The sequence below is a fragment of the Sphingomonas degradans genome (assembly GCF_053502645.1).
On sequence record NZ_CP177172.1, the window covers coordinates 2481727 to 2503271 of the forward strand.

Annotated in this window: 18 protein-coding genes; 12 read left to right on the plus strand and 6 right to left on the minus strand. The window is 68.0% G+C overall.

Features of this window, described 5'->3' with window-relative positions; genetic code table 11:
* The first annotated feature begins 36 nt into the window (after positions 1 to 36).
* The 6 genes from ACG3SL_RS11275 (at position 37) to ACG3SL_RS11300 (ending at position 7445) form a co-directional block, all read left to right on the plus strand.
* On the plus strand, positions 37 to 3084 hold the full coding sequence (locus tag ACG3SL_RS11275) for a TonB-dependent receptor (RefSeq protein ID WP_448661208.1): 3048 nt from the start codon (positions 37 to 39) through the stop codon (positions 3082 to 3084).
* Positions 3085 to 3202: 118 nt separating this feature from the next.
* Entirely contained in the window at positions 3203 to 3967 is a 765-nt protein-coding gene (locus ACG3SL_RS11280; RefSeq protein WP_448661209.1) for a Slam-dependent surface lipoprotein, read from the plus strand.
* Positions 3968 to 4125: 158 nt separating this feature from the next.
* Complete coding sequence (locus tag ACG3SL_RS11285) at positions 4126 to 5586, plus strand: surface lipoprotein assembly modifier (RefSeq protein WP_448661210.1); 1461 nt, start codon at positions 4126 to 4128, stop codon at positions 5584 to 5586.
* A complete protein-coding gene (locus ACG3SL_RS11290; RefSeq protein ID WP_448661211.1) occupies positions 5576 to 6406 on the plus strand; it encodes an energy transducer TonB family protein in 831 nt (276 codons plus the stop codon). The genes ACG3SL_RS11285 and ACG3SL_RS11290 overlap by 11 nt, the downstream gene beginning before the upstream one ends.
* 27 nt (positions 6407 to 6433) lie before the next feature.
* Entirely contained in the window at positions 6434 to 7039 is a 606-nt protein-coding gene (locus tag ACG3SL_RS11295; protein WP_448661212.1) for a biliverdin-producing heme oxygenase, read from the plus strand.
* Complete coding sequence (locus tag ACG3SL_RS11300) at positions 7032 to 7445, plus strand: YbaN family protein (protein WP_448661213.1); 414 nt, start codon at positions 7032 to 7034, stop codon at positions 7443 to 7445. The genes ACG3SL_RS11295 and ACG3SL_RS11300 overlap by 8 nt, the downstream gene beginning before the upstream one ends.
* Before the next feature lie 59 nt (positions 7446 to 7504).
* Here the strand turns inward: ACG3SL_RS11300 and ACG3SL_RS11305 are convergent, their stop codons facing one another.
* The 6 genes from ACG3SL_RS11305 to ACG3SL_RS11330 form a co-directional block, all read right to left on the minus strand.
* Entirely contained in the window at positions 7505 to 8284 is a 780-nt protein-coding gene (locus ACG3SL_RS11305; RefSeq protein ID WP_448661214.1) for a class I SAM-dependent methyltransferase, read from the minus strand.
* A 92-nt stretch (positions 8285 to 8376) separates the two neighbouring features.
* Complete coding sequence (locus tag ACG3SL_RS11310; RefSeq protein ID WP_448661215.1) at positions 8377 to 9681, minus strand: O-acetylhomoserine aminocarboxypropyltransferase/cysteine synthase family protein; 1305 nt, start codon at positions 9679 to 9681, stop codon at positions 8377 to 8379.
* Between the two features lie 171 nt (positions 9682 to 9852).
* Entirely contained in the window at positions 9853 to 10398 is a 546-nt protein-coding gene (locus ACG3SL_RS11315; RefSeq protein WP_448661216.1) for a cytochrome b, read from the minus strand.
* Complete coding sequence (locus tag ACG3SL_RS11320; RefSeq protein ID WP_448661217.1) at positions 10398 to 11828, minus strand: efflux transporter outer membrane subunit; 1431 nt, start codon at positions 11826 to 11828, stop codon at positions 10398 to 10400. Before ACG3SL_RS11320 ends, ACG3SL_RS11315 begins: the two co-directional genes overlap by 1 nt.
* Positions 11825 to 14950, minus strand: coding sequence for a multidrug efflux RND transporter permease subunit (locus ACG3SL_RS11325; RefSeq protein ID WP_448661218.1), 3126 nt, complete (start codon positions 14948 to 14950; stop codon positions 11825 to 11827). Before ACG3SL_RS11325 ends, ACG3SL_RS11320 begins: the two co-directional genes overlap by 4 nt.
* Positions 14937 to 16061 carry an efflux RND transporter periplasmic adaptor subunit gene (locus tag ACG3SL_RS11330; protein WP_448661219.1) on the minus strand — a complete coding sequence of 375 codons (1125 nt, stop codon included), beginning with the start codon at positions 16059 to 16061 and terminating at the stop codon, positions 14937 to 14939. The genes ACG3SL_RS11325 and ACG3SL_RS11330 overlap by 14 nt, the downstream gene beginning before the upstream one ends.
* A 126-nt stretch (positions 16062 to 16187) precedes the next feature.
* Here ACG3SL_RS11330 and ACG3SL_RS11335 point away from each other — a divergent pair, with 126 nt between their 5' ends.
* The 6 genes from ACG3SL_RS11335 (at position 16188) to ACG3SL_RS11360 (ending at position 21421) form a co-directional block, all read left to right on the plus strand.
* Positions 16188 to 16865, plus strand: a complete 678-nt coding sequence (locus tag ACG3SL_RS11335) for a response regulator (RefSeq protein WP_448661220.1) — start codon at positions 16188 to 16190, stop codon at positions 16863 to 16865.
* Positions 16862 to 17908 carry an ATP-binding protein gene (locus ACG3SL_RS11340; protein ID WP_448661221.1) on the plus strand — a complete coding sequence of 349 codons (1047 nt, stop codon included), beginning with the start codon at positions 16862 to 16864 and terminating at the stop codon, positions 17906 to 17908. Before ACG3SL_RS11335 ends, ACG3SL_RS11340 begins: the two co-directional genes overlap by 4 nt.
* A gap of 376 nt (positions 17909 to 18284) precedes the next feature.
* Positions 18285 to 18590, plus strand: a complete 306-nt coding sequence (locus tag ACG3SL_RS11345; RefSeq protein ID WP_448661222.1) for an STAS domain-containing protein — start codon at positions 18285 to 18287, stop codon at positions 18588 to 18590.
* Positions 18587 to 18955 carry a response regulator gene (locus tag ACG3SL_RS11350; RefSeq protein ID WP_010546075.1) on the plus strand — a complete coding sequence of 123 codons (369 nt, stop codon included), beginning with the start codon at positions 18587 to 18589 and terminating at the stop codon, positions 18953 to 18955. Before ACG3SL_RS11345 ends, ACG3SL_RS11350 begins: the two co-directional genes overlap by 4 nt.
* On the plus strand, positions 18952 to 20901 hold the full coding sequence (locus ACG3SL_RS11355) for a chemotaxis protein CheA (RefSeq protein WP_448661223.1): 1950 nt from the start codon (positions 18952 to 18954) through the stop codon (positions 20899 to 20901). The genes ACG3SL_RS11350 and ACG3SL_RS11355 overlap by 4 nt, the downstream gene beginning before the upstream one ends.
* A gap of 4 nt (positions 20902 to 20905) precedes the next feature.
* Positions 20906 to 21421, plus strand: a complete 516-nt coding sequence (locus ACG3SL_RS11360) for a chemotaxis protein CheW (RefSeq protein WP_448661224.1) — start codon at positions 20906 to 20908, stop codon at positions 21419 to 21421.
* Positions 21422 to 21545: the final 124 nt, after the last annotated feature.

Here is a 21545-nt window from a genome sequence, read left to right on the forward strand (position 1 = left end):
GGGGTTTCGCGGGCGCGGTCTAGGCGTCGGTCGATTATGGGGAGCGTTCTTCTGGCTGGCGCGGCGACGATCCTATCGCCGGCTGCGGCCATCGGCCAGACGCAGGTCGCGGCCCAGTCGCACAGCTTCGACATTCCGGCGAAGTCGCTGCCCGAAGCGCTCGCCGATTTCGGGCGGCAGTCGGGCCTCCAGGTCAGTGTCGACGCCGCCATGGTGCGCGACCTCAGTTCGCCCGGGGTAAACGGCCAGCTTTCGATCGCCGATGCGCTGCAACGGCTGCTCGCGGGCACCGGGGTCACCTGGCATCTGTCGGGCAATCTCGTCACGCTCGCGCGCGTTCAGGCCGCGGACGGCAGCGACGGACAGCAGGGCACGATCGTCACCGAAGCGCTCAAGATCGAAGGCGCCGCAGGCACGCAGGAGACGGGCGCCGAGCGCGATGCCCGCCGGCACGACGCGGTTTTCGACCGCGACCTCTCTTCGACGTTCGCCGGCAAGGACGAGGTCGAGCGCTACAAGGGCGTCAATCCGGCCGACGTGCTCAAGGGCATGGTCAATGTGTTCAGCGGCGATTCCCGCAACAGCGGCGCGCTCGACCCTAGCATCCGCGGCATTCAGGGCCCCGGCCGGGTGCCGGTCATCATCGACGGCACCGAGCAGGCGCTGACGGTGTGGCGCGGCTATAACGGCGCCAGCAACCGCAACTATATCGACCCCAGCCTGATCGCCGGTGTCGAGGTGCTGAAGGGCCCGGTCTCGGCGCGCGGGGTGAACGCCTCGACGGGCGGCGCGGTGGTGATCAACACGCTCGACGTGGCCGACATCCTCAAGCCGGCGCAGAAATTCGGCATCGAGCTGCATCTAGAAGGCGGCAATAATTCCGTGTCGCCGCAGTTGCCGACCGTGCTTACCGGACAGGACTATCGGACCATTCCGGGCTTCCCCGGCAGCGCGGGCACGCCGGGCCTGCCGAACTATCCCTATGACGATCCCACCGTTCGCGTGCCCATCCACAAGGCGGGCGACAACGACGTCTTCTCGATGGGGGACAAGGCGGTGCGGGTCGCGGCGGCCGGGCGCGCCGGCGACGTCGACCTGATCGCCGCCTATGCCTATCGCCAGCGCGGCAATTATTATTCGGGCGAAAACGGCGCCGACTATTATCAGCAATCCGGGCTCACGCTCGCCCCGGACACCTATGTCCGGTTGCTGGGGCTGAACTACAAGCCCGGCGAAGAGGTGCCCAACACCTCCAGCGAGATGGAATCCTGGCTGGCCAAGGGCACGTGGCACATCGCCGCCGACCAGTATCTCCAGCTCGGCTTCCGCGACAGCAAGTCGACCTATGGCGAGATCATTCCCTCGCGGATCATGTCCACCTCTACGGGCACCTTCGGCAACATCCAATGGCCGCTGAGCAAGGTCCATGCCCAGGCCTATAACGCCGAATACAAGTGGCAGCCGGACAGCAAATGGATCGACCTGAAGGCGAGCCTGTGGGGCACACACACCGTCAGCGACACCTATAGCGCCGGCGGCTTCCCCAACGCGGCTTCCGCGGCCGATCCCATCCTCATCAACACGGCGCTCGGCAACAGCCATAACGACCGCATCGGCTTTACCGCCAGCAATCAGGTGAAGCTTACCCGCCGCCTTGACCTGATGATCGAGGGGACGTGGCAGCACGAGAAGCTCAGTTCAGAGGATCAGTATAGCGACGCGATCGCCAATGGCTGGCGCCAATATCCGCGTGCCGGGCGGCGCGAGGAATATCGCATCAACCTGCGCGGCGAGTGGCGCCCGACCAGCTTCCTGAAACTCAATGCCGGCGTTACCTATTCAGGCTATTGGGCGCATGACGATTTCCTCGACGACCTGCTGCAGATCCGCGGCGGGTCCATCGGGCAGTCGGTCGTCTCGGGCTACAATGCGAGCTATCAGACGACCGAGACGGGTGCGGCGGCGTACGAGGCCTGGCTGCGGACCCAGTTCACCAACCAGAACATCATCCAGCGGCGCCTGGCGGCCTATATCGCCAATCCGGTGCCGTTCACGGTCAGCCACAACACCGTCTGGTCGCCCGACGCGCAGGGCAGCTTCCGGCGCGCCGACAATCCCTGCGTCAACGGCTCGCTGACCGCGATGCCCAATTATGTTGCGGGCTCGTGCGGGATGACGGCCGTCACGACGAACGTCGCCGTGACGCAGTCCGCCGACAAGCGCGCGCACGGCTGGGCGCCGAACGCCTCGGCCACCGTCTATTTCAGCGGCGCTAGCAGGGCCTATGTCCGCTACGCCGAGGCCTATCGATTCCCCAGCATCTTTGAGAGCACGATCGGCTTCTCGGCGTCGCTCAACCCGACCCAGACGCTGAAGCCCGAGCATATGTATGCGATCGAGGCGGCGTTCGTGCAGGACCTGAAGGGGGCCTTCGGCCTGAACGGCGCCGATCAGCACGCCGATATCAAGCTCACCTGGTACCGCAACCTGACCAGGGACGTTATCGAGCGCTCGACGCAGCTCCTGTTCTTCAACCTCGACCGGCAGGAGATCCAGGGTCTGGAACTGCAGGCCCGCTATGACAATGGCCGGTTCTTCACCGAACTGGGCGCGGCGCACATGACAAAGAACAAGGTGTGCGACGAGAGCTTCGCCATCCAGCAGGACCCTGTGCAGGGCCGCGTGCCCAATTGCGTCAAATATGGGTTCGTCTCAAGCTACCTGCTCACCCAGGCGACGCCCGAGGACCAGATCAACTGGAGCGTGGGCGGACGCTTCCTCGATAAGCGTCTGGAGATTGGCAGCCGCCTCACCTGGTATAGCGGCTATGATAATCCCCAGCTCGACACGTTCATCAGCGGCCCGGTCGCCGATCGCATCGGCGGCTATGCTCTCAACGTCCCCTATACCTGGGGCGAGATCCTGACCGTCGACGCCTATGTGAAGTTCCGGCTCGATGATCGTTTTTCGGCCGAGCTGGCCGGGACCAACCTCAACAATCGCTACTATCTGGACCCGCTGTCGCGGTCGCTCATGCCGGCCCCGGGCCGGACAGTCCGGCTCAGCCTCACGGGCCGGTTCTGATGACGGAGATTCAGGGGCGCCGCCAATCCCGACAAACCCTGCAAGACCTGTGGGATGGCGACGCGCCCTGGATGAAGGCGCCTGACGGTTCAGGCGCTCCAACTGCAGGAGAATTATCATGAAGATCGTACACCGCAAGATGCTCGCCGCTGCCGGCCTCGCATCGCTTGCCTGGTGCAGCGCGGCCAATGCCCAGATCGTCGGGGAATCGACCGACACGAGCAAGGCCGTGGTCGGCGCCAGCACGATCAATGGCGGTCCGCACGCCTCGGGCCGCCCGGGCATTGCCGTCCCCTCGACGGGCCTCGGCAATCTCGTCGACTTCCAGGGCCTCAAGGCCTCCGTCGGCGCCGACGCAAACGCGGTATCGACCCTCAACGCGCCATCGGGCACCCCCTCGGACCACACCAACCTGGGCGTGTTCCACTTCGCAAAGGTCGGCACCGCCAACCTCTATTTCGGCGAATGGGCGCAGACGTCGAGCGTCGGCGACGGTACGCACACCGTCTATTATGCCGGTGACAGCGCCGGCACGACCGTACCGACCAGCGGCACGGCGACCTACTCGGTCAACGGTATCAGCGACTATGCGAACAAGGGGCTGCTGACCGGCACGTTCACCGCGAACTTCGGCGCGGCTACGCTGACCGGCAGCATCGCCAATGCCAGCACCGGCTTCGGCGTGAACATCGGCACCGCGGACATCGATGGCGCCAACATCATCGGCGCCGGCGACGCGACCGCCACCCAGTCCGGCGTGCAGGTTGCTTCGGGTGGGCAGGTCAGCGGCCGCTTCTACGGCAGCAATGCAGCGGCGCTTGCCGGCGTGGTCGCGTTCGGCAGCCGCCAGTACGACACGGCCTTCGGTGGCACCAAGAACTGACCCTCCCTGTCGGTTCCGGCACTCGGGCGAGGGGGTCTGCGGACTCCCTCGTTTCCCGTCGCTCGCGCCGATCGTCCCTTCGACCGCCAACGGAAAGCTTCCCGGCCGTGCAGCGCGTACCGCATCTTCTTCGACAGCGTCTCGCCGGTGCGCTGCTCGTGGCTAGCGCCGCCCTCGCTACCGGTGGCGCTGCCCGCGCGCAGACCGTCGGCGGTGACGACACGCGCCTGCGCCTCGGCCAGAGCATCGATCGCCGCTCCGATGACACCGAGCGAGCGCTGCTGGAAGGTGTCGAGGACATCGACGCCGGACCGACGACGATCAGGATCGACGGGCGCACCTATACGGTCAACCGCAATGCCAGCGAGATGGGCGAGGCGCTCTATGTCGCCCTGACACGGCGACAATGGGCCGATGCGCGCCGGTTCCTCAAGGCGTATCTTTCGCTTCCCGTGCGCGATCCCATGCTGGTCTTCTATGCCGAAGGCGCACTGGCGCGGCAGGCCCGGGATTTCGCCTCGGCGGAGCGCGATTATCGCGCGCTACTCAAGCTGCAGCCCGACTTCCTGCCCGGCCGCCTCGAACTGGCCCGCGTGCTGTTCGAGAGCCGCAAGGACCGCGCGGCGCTCGCCGAATTCCAGCAGGCGCAGGCCGCGCTGGAAGCGCAGGGCGACAGGGCCGCCGGCATCCGCCAGACGGTCGAGACCTTCCTGAAGGCGCTGCGGCGGCGGAGCCGATGGCAGGGGTCTCTCGCGATCGGGCCGGGCTACAGCAGTAATCTCAACCAGAGCTCGGCGAGCTATGCCTGCCTTCTGACGGGCGATGACGGCACCTGCCTGATCGATCGCAAGGTGCCCGACGCGATCCAGGCCACCGGCATCAACGTCGAAGGCACGCTCAGCCGGCGCGTGCCGATCGGCGGCAATGGCGGAATCGCCGGCCGGGCGCTGCTCTATGGCGATGTCTATCCGGGGAACGGCGCCTATAGCCAGACGACGCTCTCCACTCAGATCGGCTATGATCACCAATCCGCGCGCGGCAGCTTCGCCCTGGGGCCCACTTTCGACATCGGGAGCCTGGGATCGGACATACTCTACACCGCCTGGGGCGTGCGGGCCGAGGCGATGGTCAACGCGGCCGACAGTGCCGCGCTCCGCATCGAGTTGAGCCGCAAGGTTCTCGACTATCGGCTGCCGGCATATCGCAATTTCGATGGTGCCCAGACCGAAGCCAATCTCACCGGGTGGTACGGGGTGTCGCGCGGGCTGTCGCTGTTCGGTGGCCCCGATGTCGTCGACAAGACGGCCGAAGATGCGGCCAACGCCTATCGGCAGTTCGGCGTCCGCCTTGGCATGAACAAGGCCTTCGGCAAGGCCGTCAGCCTGCTTGCCTTCACCTCGCTGCGCTGGCGGGACTATCGCGCGTACAGCGAACTTCTCGAGGCGAAGCGCCGCGACCGCGAGCAGAATATCGTCGCGATCGTAAAGTTGCCCGCGCTGCGCTTCGCCGGGCTGACCCCGAACATCCTCGTCCAGCACAACCAGGTCGAGAGCAATGTCGACTGGCTTTACTCGTACGAGCGGACCACTGCGGCGATGAGGCTCGAATATGCCTTCTGACGCATGTCTTTCCCGGCGCGGCCCCGCGCCGCTGTCGCCCGGCCTGCTGCGCCCGCACCCACCGTTGGCGACGGTCGGGCTGGCGTGGGAGCGGTCCCGCTACGAACCGCCTGCCGCCTGCCGCCGCATCGGCATGTCGGGTACCACCCTTATCTTCGGTGCCGCGCTCGCGATCCTGGCCTGGGTGCCGCAATCGCCCTTGGTCCAGATCGCGCCCCCGTCGCGGATGGCCGTCACGTTCGAACTGGCCCCCACCCCTGCCGCGCCGCCTGCGCCGCCGGCCGAGGTACCTCCTGGCCCGCTCCAGCAGGAACAGGAGGCCGCCAGCACGCGCCAGTCGGTAACGCCGCCCGAACCGCAGGTCGTGCCGCCGCCGGTGCCCATCCAGCCGGCTGCGGTGGCGGCGGTCCAGCCAGAGGAAGCATCGACCGCGACGCGACGCGTCGACCAGACCACCGCCCCGCCGGCGATTGCGAACCAGGCGTCGACGGTCGCCGCGCGCACCAACAGCGCATCGACCGCACAGGCCGCGCTCGCCAATTGGGAAAGCGAATTGCTCGGGCATCTCAAGCGGTTCCTGCGCTATCCGCGCCCCTCGCAGAGTGCCCGCGAGGAAGGGATCGCGCAGGTGACGATCACGGTCGATCGGCAGGGCCACGTGCTCGGCGCCCGACTGGCGCGGGGTAGCGGCTATCCGATGCTCGATGGCGAGGCCGTGGCGATGATCCGCCGCGGATCGCCGGTGCCGCCGCCCGGCGCCGACATCCCGGGAGATCCGGTGATCGTCACCATCCCCATCCTGTTCTCGCTCCGGCGTTGACTTCCCTCCGACAAGAAAGGGCCTTGCATGACCATCCTCCTCAACGAACCGGCAACCGCCGCGTCGAGCCGCGCCAAGCGGCTGAAGGCCGCGACCCATGTGGTCCATGACACGCTGGACCAGCGGATCATGGCGGCAGAGCCGTTTCGGGATCGCGACCGCTACGGACGCTTTCTGCAGATGCAGTATCGGTTCCACCGCGACATCGATGCGCTCTACCGGCATCCGGCGCTGGACGCCGCGCTGCCCGATCTCGCGGGCCGCCGCCGGCTCGATGCCATCGCCCAGGATCTTGCCTTCCTGGAGCTGCCGGTTCCCGATGACGGCGAAACCCCGGCCTTCGGGACCGGACCGATCGACCTGCCGACCGCGTTCGGCTGGCTCTACGTCGCCGAAGGGTCAAACCTGGGCGCGGCCTTCCTCTACAAGGCGGCAGCGGCATTGGGGCTGGACGCCAGCCACGGCGCGCGGCACCTTGCCGGCCATCCGGACGGCCGGGCGCAGCACTGGCGGGAATTCACAGCCGCGCTCGACACGCTCGATCTTTCGGAGGAAGAGGATGCGCGCGTGATCGATGGTGCCCGAGCCGCATTCTCTCGAGTCCACGCGCTCGCCGGAGCCACTCTTGCCTGAACCACGTCACCGCCGCGTTGCCGCCCATCTTTCGCGAGGAGCCTGGGCGGCGCTCGGCATCGTGTTCGTGGCGCTCGGCTTCATCGGCGCGCTGCTGCCGCTGATGCCGACCACCATTTTCCTGATCCTGGCGGCGGGCTGCTTCGCACGCTCCTCGCCACGGCTGGAGGCGTGGCTGCTCGACCATCCGAAGTTCGGCCCGACATTGCGTGCCTGGCGCGAGGATGGCGCGATCGGTCCGCGGGCAAAGATCATGGCCTGTTCGGGCATCACCCTAGGCTATGCGCTGTTCTGGTGGTCCGCACGGCCGACATTGATGCTCGAACTCACCGTCGGCCTGGTGATGGCGGGCTGTGCCGCCTTTATCCTCAGCCGGCCAGCGCCCCGTTCGCCAAAGGATCAATGAGTAGTCGGCGCCGACACCACCACAGGGGCATCCCGGCTATCGCAGCAAAGGGTTCTGCCTCAGCGCCGGGCCACGGCAATCAGCGCGGTCGAAGGGACAGGCAGGATCGCACGATCGCCGGCCATTTTCCGCACTTCGGCGACGACGGCGGCCTTCTCTGAATCACGCAAGCTGGTCCAGTCGGGGGACATACCGAACAAGGTATCGGGTTCGGCAAGTGCGGCTATATCGAGCGCATAGTCATGGGTGACAGGCTCGATCTGCGGATCATGGAACCCGGCGGAAACCAGTTCGCGGGCGAAATCGTCTGGGTCGCTCAGTGCTTTGACCGCTTCGGGCATGGTCATGCCGTCGCGCTCGGGGAACAGCTTGCGACGGATCTGGCCGAGCAGCAGGAAAGTTGCAGCACCGCTGTCCTGCCAGGTCGCGACCACGCCATATCCCCCAGCGCGCGTCACCCTTGCCATCTCGGACAGGCCTTTGCGCCAGTCGGGAAACATGATGACGCCAAAGATCGAGAAGACTGCATCGAACATGCCGTCGTCCAGAGCCAGCGCCTGCCCGTCCATCACCCGCGTCTGGACATTGGGCACGTTCGCCGCTGCGATGCGCGCCACCATGCCGGGGGAGAAGTCGGTCGCGAGCACCTGTGCTCCGGTGCGTGCCGCTGTCAGCGCCAGCGCGCCGGTGCCGGCCGCGACGTCGAGGACGCGGCTCTCGGGGGTCAGCGCGACACGCGCAAGCGCGGCCTCGGCATAGCGGACGGTAAAGGGATGCGCGGTCTTCTCGTAATGCTGGGCGGCGGTGTCCCAATGGTCCGGATTCTCGAATGCAGGCATCTTCGGCACTCCACGACTCATGTAACTTTACATGTATCGTGATGGAGTGATCTTGCCAACCCGGCCGCCGCCCCCCGGCGCGCGCGGCCCCATCACGGCGCTGCGTTTGCGCGGTCGAGCGCCTGGCCAAGGTCGGCGAGGATGTCGTCGATATGTTCGAGGCCAACCGAGAGGCGGACATAGCCTTCCGACACACCCGTCACCCGCTGCTCCTCGGCCGAGAGCTGCGAATGGGTGGTCGAGGCGGGATGAATCGCGAGACTGCGCGCATCGCCGATATTGGCGACATGGTAGAAGAGCTGGAGTGCGTTGATGAAGGCGCGCCCCGCAGCGCTCCCGCCCGCGAGTTCGAACCCGACCAGACCGCCCTGCCCGCCGGCCAGCACGCGCGCGGCGCGCTCTGCCTGCACGCCCGTCTGGACGGACGGATGGATGACACGCGTCACCTCGGGCCGCGCTTGCAGGAAGGCGACCACCTTGGCCGCATTCTCGCAGTGCCGCGGCATGCGCAGCGGCAGCGTCTCCAGCCCCTGAAGGATATGGAAGGCGTTGGTCGGGGACAGCGCCGCGCCCAGATCGCGCAACAGCACGGTGCGGGCACGCAGGATATAGGCGATCGGGCCGAGCGGCTTGGCCGCCTGGCTCCACACCGCGCCGTGATAGCTGGGATCGGGGGTGTTGAGCAGCGGCTGGCGATCGGGGAAAGCCTCCCAGTCGAAAGTGCCGCCGTCGACGATAATCCCGCCGATCGAGGTGCCGTGGCCGCCGATATACTTGGTCGTCGAATAGACCACGATTGCCGCGCCATGGTCGAACGGACGCGCGATCAGCGGTGCGGCGGTGTTGTCGACGATCAGCGGGATGCCGAGCGGGCGGCCCAGCGCCGCGATCTCGCCGATCGGGCAGACGATGAGCTTGGGATTGGGCAGCGTCTCGACATACCAGGCGCGGGTGCGATCGTCGCTGGCGCGGACAAAGGCTTCCGGATCGGCGGGATCGACGAACCGGACCTCGATGCCCATGTCCTTCAGCGTGTTGGCGAACAGGTTCCAGGTGCCGCCGTAGAGGTCCGTACCGCTGACGATGTTGTCGCCCGCGCGCGCGAGGTTCTGCACCGCATAGGCCGAAGCGGCCTGGCCCGAGGCGACCGCCAGCGCCGCCGCGCCGCCTTCGAGGGCGGCGATGCGCTGTTCCAGCACGTCGGTCGTCGGGTTGCCGAGCCGGGTGTAGATGTTGCCCAGCTCGCGCAACGCGAACAGGTTTGCGGCATGGTCCGTGTCGCGGAACTGGTAGGAGGTGGTCTGATAGATCGGCGGCACCACCGCGCCGGTGGTCGGGTCGGCGCGCCAGCCGGCATGCAGGGCCAGGGTTTCGGGGTGCAGCGTGCGGTCGGCCATCGTCGTTCCTCTTAAAGGGCGTGTCGGTACATTGGCGCCAATGCTAACGACCGCGCACGCGAAGGGGAGATAGTTTTCCTTGGGAGCGGCCCGCCACGAGCGCAACCATGATGGCGGCGCGGGCATCCGGCTCGCGCGCGCCGGGCAAAACGGACTCGGGGGCAGGAGCGGTCACAGCATCCGGGGCAGCACGTCGGCGTCTCGTCCCCGGTCGAGAAAGCGATGCTTGATCACGCCAAGCACATGCAGCGCCACCAGCGCCAGCAGCGCGTAGGCGAGCGTCTCGTGCGCCCAGGCGAAGATCGCGGAGGCGCGGTCGTTCTTGTGCAGAAGTTCGGGAAGCTCGACGCCAAAGAAGGGCACGCCGTCGCTCTGGGAGAATGTGCTGGACATTGCATAGCCCATCAGCGGCACCAGGATCGCCAGCGCCAGCATCGCATACTGGACGATGCCCGACAGCGCCGTCTCCCACCACGACAGGCCGGCGGGATGCGGCGGCACGGCGGAGCGGAGGCGCACGATCAGCGCGACCGATCCGATCACGAACGCCAGCACGCCGAATTCCTTGTGGAGAGGATACATCCACGTGAACTTCGCGGTCAGGCTGTCGGGAAGCGAGGTCATCGCCCAGCCCAGCGCGATCAACCCCAGGATGAGCGCGGCGCGCGTCCAGTGGAGCAGCCGCATCGGCAGCGAATAACGGGGGCGTGGGTGCATCATCGGGCTCCTTCGGTTCTGTCGTCGCCGCCCAGCGCGCGGTAGAGCGCGGTGGCGGCGCTCAGTTGATCCCGTCGCGCGGCAAGCGCCGTCTGCCGCGCCGCATAGGCGACGCGCTGGGCATCGAGCAACTCGAGGCGACCGGTCTGGCCGGCGCGGTAGGCAAGCGCCGTCAGCCGGAGGCGGCGCTCGGCCTGGGTGACGACCGCGCCCAGCGCGTCCAGCTGCGCCGTATAGGTCGCCTGCGCGGAAAGCCCGTCGGCGACCTCGCGAAACGCGGTCTGGATCGCCTTCTCATAGGTTGCCACGGCAACCGAGGTCCGGAGCTTCGCCACGTCCAGATTGCCGCGCAACTCCCCGCCGCGAAAGATCGGCAGGCTGACCGCCGGCGTGTAGGACCAGGAACGGTTGGCGCCCTGGAACAGGCTGTCGAGCGCTAGGCTGGCGAAACCGAAGGCGCCGGTCAGCGAAACGCGCGGAAGGAACGCCGCGCGCGCTGCGCCGATATCGGCGTTGGCCGCGCGCAGCTCCTGTTCCGCCTGCGCGATGTCGGGGCGCAGGACCAGCAGGTCCGAGGGCGTTCCCGCCGCCAGCGCGGTGCGGATCGGCTGCTCCAGCAACGGGCTTGGCGGCGGCAGATCGGCCGGCAGCGGCGCGCCCACTGCCAGCGTCAGGGCGTTCGCCGCCTGCGCTGTTTCGCGCTCGCGCTGCGCCAGATCGGCCTGCGCCTGGCGCACCAGGCCCTCGGCCTGGGCCAGATCGGCGCCGCTCGCCTGTCCGGCCTCGCTGCGGCGCCGGGTGATGTCGCGCGAGGCGCGCCAATCGTCCAGCGTCGCGCGGGTCAGCGCGCGCTGTTCGGCGGCGAGCCGCTCGTTCCAATAGGCATCGGCGACGGCGCCGATCACCGCCAGACGCACCGCGCGCCGCGCCTCGACCGAGGCGAGCCAGCGGTGGAACGCCGCCGCGTTCAGTGCCTGCACGCGGCCGAACAGATCGATCTCGAAGCTGGTCAGCGCGGCTTGCGCGGTGAACTGGCCGAATTCGAACCCGCTGGCCCCGTTTCCCGAACCCGTGCCGGGCGTGAGGCCGACGCCGGCACCCGCCACGCCGGCGGGTTGCCGCTGGCGGGTATAGCCGCCTTCGACATTCACGCCGGGCAGCGCCTGCGCGCGCTGGATCCGCAGCTGGGCCCTCGCCGCCTCGGCATTCAGCGCCGCGATGCGCAGGTCGCGATTGCTGTCGAGCGCCAGCGCGATCAGCCGTTGCAGCCGCGGATCGCCGAACATGCCGCGCCATTCGGGCAGCGCTTCTACCCCATCGGCGACGGGATAGGCATTGGCGACCGGCGCGGCCGGCAGGGTTAGCGTCGGCGTCATCGAACAGGCGGTCGTCCCCAGCAGCAGGGGGAAAGCCCAATAGCGCATCGTCATGCCTCCTTGCCCGTTCGCCAGCCGCGCCAGCGCTCGGCCAGCCCCACCACCACCACGAAAAAGGTCGGCACGAAGACCAGCGCCAGCACGGTGCCGGTGATCATCCCACCGAACACGCCGGTGCCGATCGCGTGCTGCGTCTCGGCACTGGCGCCACCCGCCAGCATCAGGGGCACGACGCCGAGCGTGAAGGCGAGGCTGGTCATGACGATCGGACGCAGCCGGACCCGTGCGGCGGCGATGGCGGCCTCGATCAGGCTGCTGCCCGCCTCGCGATACTGCTTGGCGAATTCGACGATCAGGATCGCGTTCTTGGCGCTCAGCCCGATGATGGTGATCAACCCGACCTTAAAGAAGACGTCGTTCGACATGCCGCGCAGCGCCACTGCAGACACCGCGCCGATCAGGCCAAGCGGCACCACCAGCATCACCGCCACCGGGATCGACCAGCTTTCGTACAAGGCGGCCAGCACCAGAAATACGACCAGCATCGACAAGAGGAGCAGCATCGGCGCCTGCGCGCCGGCCTCGCGCTCCTGCAGCGACTGGCCGGTCCATTCGATCGCGAAGCCCGGCGGCAGCTGCGCGGCGAGCGCCTCCATCTCGCGCATCGCCTCGCCGCTCGACGTTCCGGGTGCGGCGTTGCCGGTGATGCTGATGGAGGGATAGCCATTATAGGTGGAGAGCTGGAGCGGGCTGTTGCTCCAGACCGGGGTTATCAGCTCGGCGAGCGCGACGGTGCCCCCGGCACTGCTGCGCACCCGCAGGCGCAGCACATCGTCGATGTTCATGCGATGCGCGGCATCGGCCTGCACGATCACCTGCTGCAACCGGCCCTGGTTCGGGAAGTCGTTGACATAGCTGCTGCCGAGCGCCGTACCGATCATGTCGCTGATCGCGCTGAACGATACGCCCAGCGCCCGCGCCTTGGCACGATCGATGTCCAGCCGCACGCTGGTGCCGGCGGGCAGCCCCTCGGCATAGACGCCGGTGAGCTTGGCGCTGCGTTCGGCATAGCCGAGCAACAGGTCGCGGGCGGTAAACAGCGCCTGCCGCCCCTTGCCCGCGCGATCTTCCAGCCGAAGCGCAAATCCCGACGAGGTGCCGAGTTCGTCGATCGCCGGCGGCATCAGGCTCATCACCTGGCCTTCGTGCACGGCTTTCGGCAGCGCGGCGTCGGCGGCCGCGACCTCGCGGCGGACGTCGGTGCCGGCGCGGTCGCCCCAGTCCTTCAGCGTGGTAAACACCATCGCCGCATTGGGGCCGGAGCCGGAAAAGCCGAAGCCGAGGATCGCTTCCGTCGTCTCGATGCCGGGGCGGCCGTGCGCGTGCCGCTCCAGCGCCTGCACCGCCTCCAGCGTGCGTGCGGCGGTGGCGTCGGCGGGAAGCTGGAAGCTGGTCATGAAATAGCCCTGATCCTCTTCGGGCAGGAACGACGACGGCAGCCGGGTGAAGGCCAGCCCGAGCAATCCCAGGATCGCCACGAACACCAGCATCATCCGCGCGCTCCGCTGGAGCAGCACGCGGACCCAGCCTTGATAGCGCTGGGTGGCGGACTCGAACTGCCGGTCGAACCAGGCGAAGAAGCGGTTCTCGCGCCGCTCCTTGTCCAGCGGCTTGAGCAGCGTGGCGCACAGCGCCGGGGTGAGCGTGAGGGCGAGGAAGGCGGAGAACAGGATCGACACCGCCATCGCCATCGAAAACTGGCGATAGATGGTGCCCACCGATCCCGCGGCGAACGCCATGGGGATGAACACCGCCGACAGCACCAGCGTGATGCCGATCACCGCGGGCGTGATCTCGCGCATCGCCTTGGCCGTCGCGTCGCGGGGTGACAGATGCTCCTCGTGCATCAGTCGCTCGACATTCTCGACCACGACGATCGCATCGTCGACGATGATGCCGATCGCCAGCACCATGCCGAACATGGTCAGCACGTTGATCGAATAGCCCGCCGCCAGCATCACCGCGATCGTGCCGAGCAGCGCGATCGGCGCGACGATCGCCGGGATCAGCGTGTAGCGCACCTTCTGCAGGAACAGGTACATCACCAGGAAGACGAGCAGCATCGCCTCGGCCAGCGTGTGCAGCACCTTCTCGATCGAGATGCGAACGAACGGCGCGGTATCGAACGGCGCGGACCAGCCCATCCCCGGCGGCAGCGCGCGCGCCAGCTCGGCCATGCGCGCGCGCACCGCCTGGGAGGTGGCGACGGCATTGGCGCCGGGGCTCAGCTGGATCCCGACGGATGCGGCGACCTTGCCATTCTCGCGCGTGGCGTTGCCGAAGCTCTGCCGGCCCAGCTCGATCCGGGCGACCTTGTCGAGCGTGACGCTGGACCCGTCGGGGTTCGCCTTCAGGATCACCTGGGCGAAATCCTCGGGCGTCTTGAGCTGGCCGTCGGCGGTGAGCGGCACCTGCACGCGCTGGCCGCCCGCGGTCGGCTCGGCGCCCAGCGCGCCCGGCGCGATCTGGACATTCTGCTCGCCGATCGCCGTCGTCACGTCGGTAGCGGTCAGGCCGAAGCCGGCGAGCTTGGCCGGATCGATCCAGATCCGCATCGCGCGTTCGGCGGAGAAATTCTGGACGCGGCCGACGCCGGGCACGCGCTTCAGCTCGTCGACGATGTTGCGCGTCATATAGTCGGAAAGCGCGACTTCGTCCTGCCGACCATCGGAGAGCAGGCTCACGATCATCAGAAAGCTCGATGACGCGGATTCGACCGTCACACCGGTCTGGCGCACCACCTGCGGCAGCCGCGCCTCGATTGCCTTCAGCCGGTTCTGCACGTCGACCTGCGCCATTTCCGGGTCGGTGCCCGGGCGGAAGGTGGCGGTGATCGTCGCCGAGCCGGAGGTGTCGGCCGAGCTTTCGAAATAGAGCAGGTTCTTCACGCTCGATAGCTCGCGCTGGATCAGCGAGACGACGCTGTCGTTCAGCGTCTGCGGCGTGGCGCCGGGATAGCTGGCGTAGATGCTGACCGTAGGCGGCGCGACGCTGGGGAAGCGCGCGACCGGCATTTGCGGGATGGCGAGCGCGCCCATCAGCACGATTGCGATGGCGATGACCCAGGCAAAGACGGGGCGGTTGATGAAGAATTGCGACATCTCAGCGGCCCGCACCGTCGCGCCAGGGGCGTTGCTGCACGGGGGTGTTGGGCTGGACGCGATCCTGCCCCTCGACGATCACCACCTCGCCGGCGCGAAGGCCCGCGACGATGACGTAGCGCCCGTCGACGATCGGCCCGAGCTGCACCCGCCGCACGTGCACGCGGTCCTGCGAATCCACCACCGCGAGCTGGGCGGCACCGTCGTCGCCACGCGTAACCGCCTGTTGCGGCACGGTAAGCGCGGCGGGCATGGCCGGGCGCGGCAGGCGCGCGCGGACGAACATGCCGGGGAGCAGCCGCTCGCCCGGATTCGCTACTTCCACCCGTACCAGCGCATCGCCCGTGCCCGGATCGACGGTGATCCCGGAGAACAGGATACGGCCCTTCACCGGATGCACCGCTCCCGACGCCGACACGATCTCCACCTGCCCAGCCGCCCCACCGGCCTCGCGAAGGGCGGCATAGCGCTCGGCGGGCTGGCGGACATCGACATAGACCCGATCGATCTGCTGGACCGTCGCGAGCGGCGCGGTGTCGGCGGCGGCGACCAGCGCGCCTTCCGTCACGTTGGCGCCGCCGATACGGCCGGAGATCGGCGCAACGACACGCGCGAAACCAAGATCGACCTGGCGGCGGCGCAGGGTGGCGCGCGCTTCCGCCAACTCGGCGGCGGCTTGGTTGCGCGCGGCGAGGGCATCGTCATAGCTTTGCCGGCTGATCGCATCGGCATCGACCAGCGGCTTCAGCCGCTCCGCCTGGTTGCGGGCACGCGCATAGGCCGCCAGCGCCTTTTCCACCGTTGCGCGCGCGGTATCGGCGTCGGCGCGGAACGGCGCGGGGTTGATCTGGAACAGCAATTGGCCGGCGCGCACCGCCGCGCCCTGCTCGAACCAGCGCCGCTGGACGATGCCGCCGACCTGCGGCCTTATCTCGGCGATGCGGAACGCGACGACGCGCCCCGGCAGCTCGTCGGTCGGCGCGACGGGCGCCGGCGCGACCCGCAGCGTCCGCACCTCGATCTCTCGCACCGGTTCGCGGGGCGCCTCGGCGGAACAGCCGGCGAGCGCCAGTGCCGCCGGCAGGGTGCGCGCGAGGGCACGGGGCAAAGGAAGAAAGCCAATCATGCCGCCGCCTATCCGCGCAGAGCGCTGCGACTGCGTCGAGATTGCGTGGAGTTTATGTGGAGGCAGGCTGGTGGTCATACCGGCTCCGCTGATAGGAAGCACCATGCCCGTCGGAGCCCTCCCCTCATGAACCCGCTCGCGCTGATCGCCGAAGACGCGCGCGACATCGCCGACATCCTCCGCGCCTATCTCGAGCGCGAGGGGTTTCGCACGGTGCAGGCGGGCGACGGGCGCACCGCGCTCGACCTGCATCTGGCGCTCAAGCCCGACGTCCTGCTGCTCGACCTTTCGATGCCGCTGGTCGATGGCTGGGAGGTGCTTTCCGAAGTACGGCGGCGGGGCAGTACGCCGGTGCTGGTCATCACTGCGCTCGATCAGGACATCGACAAGCTGCAGGCCCTGCGCGTCGGTGCCGACGATTACGTCGTCAAACCCTTCAACCCGGTCGAAGTGGTGGCCCGGGTCAAGGCCGTGCTACGCCGCTCCGGGGCCGGCGGGGCGGCGGGTGTGCTGCGCGTCGGCCCCGTGGAGATCGATACCGCCGCGCACCTCGTCCGCACCGATCGCGGAGAGGTGGCGCTGACGCTGACCGAGTTCCGCCTCCTCACCCACATGGCGCGCACGCCGACCCGTGTCTTCACGCGCGGGGAGCTGCTCGACGCCTGTCTGCCGGGATCGGAGGCGCTGGACCGGACGGTGGACAGCCACGTCAGCAAGCTGCGCCGAAAGCTGGAACAGGCCGGGGCAGCGGACATGCCGGAAGGGGTGCGCGGCGTCGGCTACCGATTGTCGTCACGCGGATGAGAAAGCGGATCAGCCTTACCCGCCAGTTGGCGGTGGCGATGGCTGCACTGGCGACGATGGCGATCATCGTCAGTACGGCTGCATTCTACGTCGTCTATGCCGTGCTGGAGCGGCTGCGGATCGTCGCCCCGCTGCCACCGGGCGTTGCGGATACCACCAGTCTCGATGTCGGCATCACGCTGGTCGCCTGCGTGTTCGGCGGACTATTGGCGCTGGCGATGGCGGTTCGGCTGGCCCGGAGAATCGTTCGGCCGATGGGCGCGGTGGGCGACGCGGCACGCCGCATCGCGGACGGCGACCTCGCGACGCGGATCGATCCCATTCCCGAGGCGCACGGCGAAACCGCGCTGCTGATCGCCGATTTCAACGCCATGGCCGGCCGGCTGCAACGCATGTCCGACGACGTGAAGGTCTGGAACGCGCAGATCGCGCACGAGCTGCGCACGCCGCTGACGATCCTGCGCGGCCGGCTGCAAGGTGCACAGGACGGCGTATTTCCGCTCGACGCCCAACTGGTCACCAGCCTCCAGCAGCAGGTCGACGGCCTTACCCGGCTCGTCGAGGACCTGCGCAGCGTCAGCCTGGCAGATAGCGGGCGCCTTGATCTGGAGCTGGCCGAGGTCGATCTTGCCGCCGAACTCGAAGCGCTGGCCCCCACATTGTCGTCGCTGCTGATGCCCGCCGGGTTCGGGCTGGATCTGAACCTGGAACCCGGCGTCGCTCGGGTTGATCTCACCCGTATCCGGCAGGCGGTAATTGCCCTGGTCGATAATGCGCGTCGTCACGCCAACCCCTGCAAGCTCCGGATCGCACTCGCGTTCACCGATAAGGCCATGGCGATCACGGTCACCGACGATGGCCCCGGCATCCCACTGGATGTCGCAGACGATGCGTTTCGCCAGTTCGTACGGGGTACCAACGTCGCCGGCGGGTCGGGTTTGGGGCTGGCGGTCGTTCGCGGCATCGCGCGCGCGCACGGTGGCGAGGCGAGCTACTGCCGCACGGCGGAGGAATGCCAGTTTCGATTGCTTCTGCCGCGCTGAACGCGCGAGAATGGGGCCGAAGCGCGTCATCGGGTCATACCAAGTCGCGTCAAGCGCGCCTCATGCCACCCCAGCAGATAGCCCGGATTTTCGGCCACACCCGGTGACGCGCTTGTAACGCTCGCCATCGGCGATTTCGCCAACGCTGCTCAGGCGACAGTTCTCATCGCCCCCTTCGAAAGCCATTGGCCACGAGGCAAATCAACTTGGTGCATTCTCCATACACCAAACACTCCGCGTGCCGAGACAATCAAATTTATATCGCGACCGTCTGCCCGCCATCAAACGCATCTACAAATATCGAAACAGGTACGCTGTACTGACCACATACGTATTTTAACTTAAGATAAACTGCCGGACTCGGCGGAGGATTATGATGATAGTGGCGATTCCATCGTCCGTTACTGTAAGAAATGCCCGCGCATGCCGCGACATTGTGTTGGACGGAATTGCATCGGAGGGGGCGATCGAAATCGACATCGCCACAGTTGAGGAAGGGGACCTAAGCCTTCTCCAACTGTTGGCAGCTTTGCGCGCCACCGCCGCCTTCGCCGGGCGGCCGGTGCGCCTGCGCAGCCCCGCCCCCGCCCCAGTCGCGGCGCTGCTGGAGCGCGCCGGCTTCCTGGCCGCCGCCAGCCCCGACGATCTCGACTTCTGGTTTCACGGAGAATGCCCGCAATGACCGCCTCGATCCTCACCGTGGATGATTCGCCCAGCCTGCGCATGGCGATCAAAATCGCGCTGACCGGGGCCGGCTACAGCGTCACCGAGGCTGGCGACGGGGTCGAGGGGCTCGCGAAGGCCAAGGGCGCCAAGTTCGACCTGATCATCACCGACCTGAACATGCCCAACATGGACGGGCTGACGATGATCCGCGAGCTGCGCAAGGATCCCGCCCAGTGCGGCACGCCGATCCTGTTCCTCACCACCGAGAGCGACGACGCGATGAAGCAGCAGGCCAAGGCGGCGGGCGCCACCGGCTGGCTGGTCAAGCCGTTCGTCCCCGAACAGCTGCTCAAAGTGTCGCGCAAGGTACTCGGGCGGTGAGCGGTGGCGATCCGATCGCCGCCTTCCGCGTCGAGGCCGGCGATCTGCTCGACCAGGTCGAGCAGGGCCTGCTCGACCTGACCCACCGGCTTGACGATCGCGATCTGATCGACGCGGTGTTCCGCGGCCTGCACACGCTCAAGGGCTCGGGCGCGATGTTCGGGTTCGACGCGCTGGCCGGCTTCACCCATCACTGCGAGACCGCGTTCGACCGCGTCCGCAAGGGGCTGGCGCCCGCGACGCAGGGGCTGGTCGCGGTGATCCTGTCGGCCAAGGACCATATGCGCGCGCTGGTCGACGGCGAAGGCACCGGGCTGGAGGCCGCCGGCGCCGCGATCCTCGCCGAACTGCAGCGCGAAGTCGATGCCGCCGCCGGCGCACCGCCTGCCGCGCCCTCCGCGCCGCGGCGCAAGGGCTGGCGGCTATCGTTCTGGCTGCCGCCAGAAGCGATGGCCAACGGGACCAACCCGCTGATGCTGCTCGACGAGCTGCGCGAACTGGGCGACTGCACCATCGTCGCGCGCACCGATCGCATTCCGCCGCTTGCCGAACTCAATCCGGTCGAATGCCATATCGGCTGGGACGTCGAGTTGCTCGGCGACGTGTCGCGTGACGACATCGACGATGTGTTCCTGTTCGTGATGGACGACATGGAGCTGACCGTCGAGGAAATCGGCGGCGCGACCGAGGTGTCGGTGGACCTCCCGACCGTCACCGCCGCCGCTCCTCCCGAAGCCGCTGCGCCCCCGGGCAAGTCCGCCGCCAAAGCCGGCGAGAGCGTCCGCGTGCCAGCCGAGCGGCTCGACGAGCTGATGGACCGGGTCGGCGAACTCGTCATCGTCCACAGCCGCCTGTCGCAGCTCGCCAATGGCAGCGGCGGCGACATGGTGCTGCGCTCGATCTCCGAGGAAATCGAACGGCTGGTCAGCGAGCTACGCGACACGATGATGGTGCTGCGGATGGTGCCGGTCGCCACGCTGTTCGGCCGTTTCCGCCGCCTGATCCACGATCTCGCTCGCGAGACCGGCAAAACGATCGAGCTCTCCACCGAGGGCGAGGCCACCGAAGTCGACAAGACCGTGATCGAGCGGCTCGCCGATCCGATGGTCCACCTGATCCGCAACGCCTGCGACCACGGCCTCGAACCCGCCGCCGAGCGCGAGGCCGCCGGCAAGCCCGCCACCGGCCATGTCCGCCTGTCCGCGCACCAGGCCGGTGGCGAGGTGCTGATCACCATCCGCGACGACGGCCGTGGCATCGATCGCGAGCGCGTCCGCGCCAAGGCCGAGGCGCAGGGGCTGCTCCAGCCCGGCCAGCAGGTCAGCGACAGCGACCTGCTCCAGCTGATCTTCCACCCCGGTTTCTCGACCGCGGCGGCGGTGACCAGCCTGTCGGGCCGCGGCGTCGGCATGGACGTGGTCAAGCGCACGATCGAGAGCCTGCGCGGCGCGATCGACATCACCTCGAAGCCCGGCGAAGGCTCGACCGTAGTGCTGCGCATCCCGCTGACGCTTGCGATCATCGACGGGCTGCTCGTTCGCGTCGGCGAGGGGCGCTACGTGATCCCGCTGGCTGCCGTCGAAGAGTGCCTGGAACTGAGCCTGGAGGCCGATCTGCGCTCGCGCGGGCGCAGCTTCATCACGCTGCGCGACCGGCTGGTGCCGTTCCTGCGCCTGCGCGAGATGTTCGAGACGGGCACCAAGCCCGATCCGCACCAGAAGATCGTCGTCATTGCCACCGGCGCCGAGCGCGTCGGGCTGGTCGTGGACCAGATCATCGGCAGCCACCAGACCGTGATCAAGTCGATGTCGCCGCTCCACCGGGAGGTTGCCGCTTTTGCCGGCGCGACGATCCTGGGCGACGGCGGCGTCGCGCTGATCCTCGACGTCGTCCAGCTCGTGCTGGCCGGCCAGCAGCAGGAGGAGCGGCTGCGTGCCGCCGGTTGAGCCCATGCAGGACACCCCCACCCCCACCCCCGCCGCCGTACCCTGGGACGAGGCCGGCCATCTCGAAGTCCTCACCTTCGATCTCGGCGACGAGACCTTCGCGCTCGAAGCCGTGCTGGTGCGCGAGATCCTCGACCTGCTGCCCGAAACGCGGGTGCCGGGTGCCGCGCCGCTGGTCCACAGCGTCGTCAATTTCCGCGGCAAGATCATCCCGATCGCCGATCTGCGCCGGGCCTTCGCCATGCCGCCCGCCGAGGCGACGCTCGACAGCCGCATCGTCGTGATCGAGATTCCCCTCGCTGCAGAGCCGCTCCAGATCGGCATCCGCACCGACAAGGTCCACGAAGTCGCCACGCTCGACCGCGCCGCCAGCGAGGCCCCCCCCGCCGTCGGCATGCGCTGGCGCCGCCAGTTCGTCCGCACCCTCGTGCGACGTGCCGATGGCGTGATCGTCCTGCCCGACCTCCACGCCATCTTCGCCGCGCAGCTCGGCAACGCCGTTACCGAGGTGTCCGCATGAGAAGATCATACGCGCCGCGCAGTCACCGCAGGCACACGCCGCGGCTGGCGCCGCACCCGCTTAGAGCAACCGCACACCGTCTCAGGATCCCCGCAGAAACAGGGTGAAGCGTCGTCACGACCCC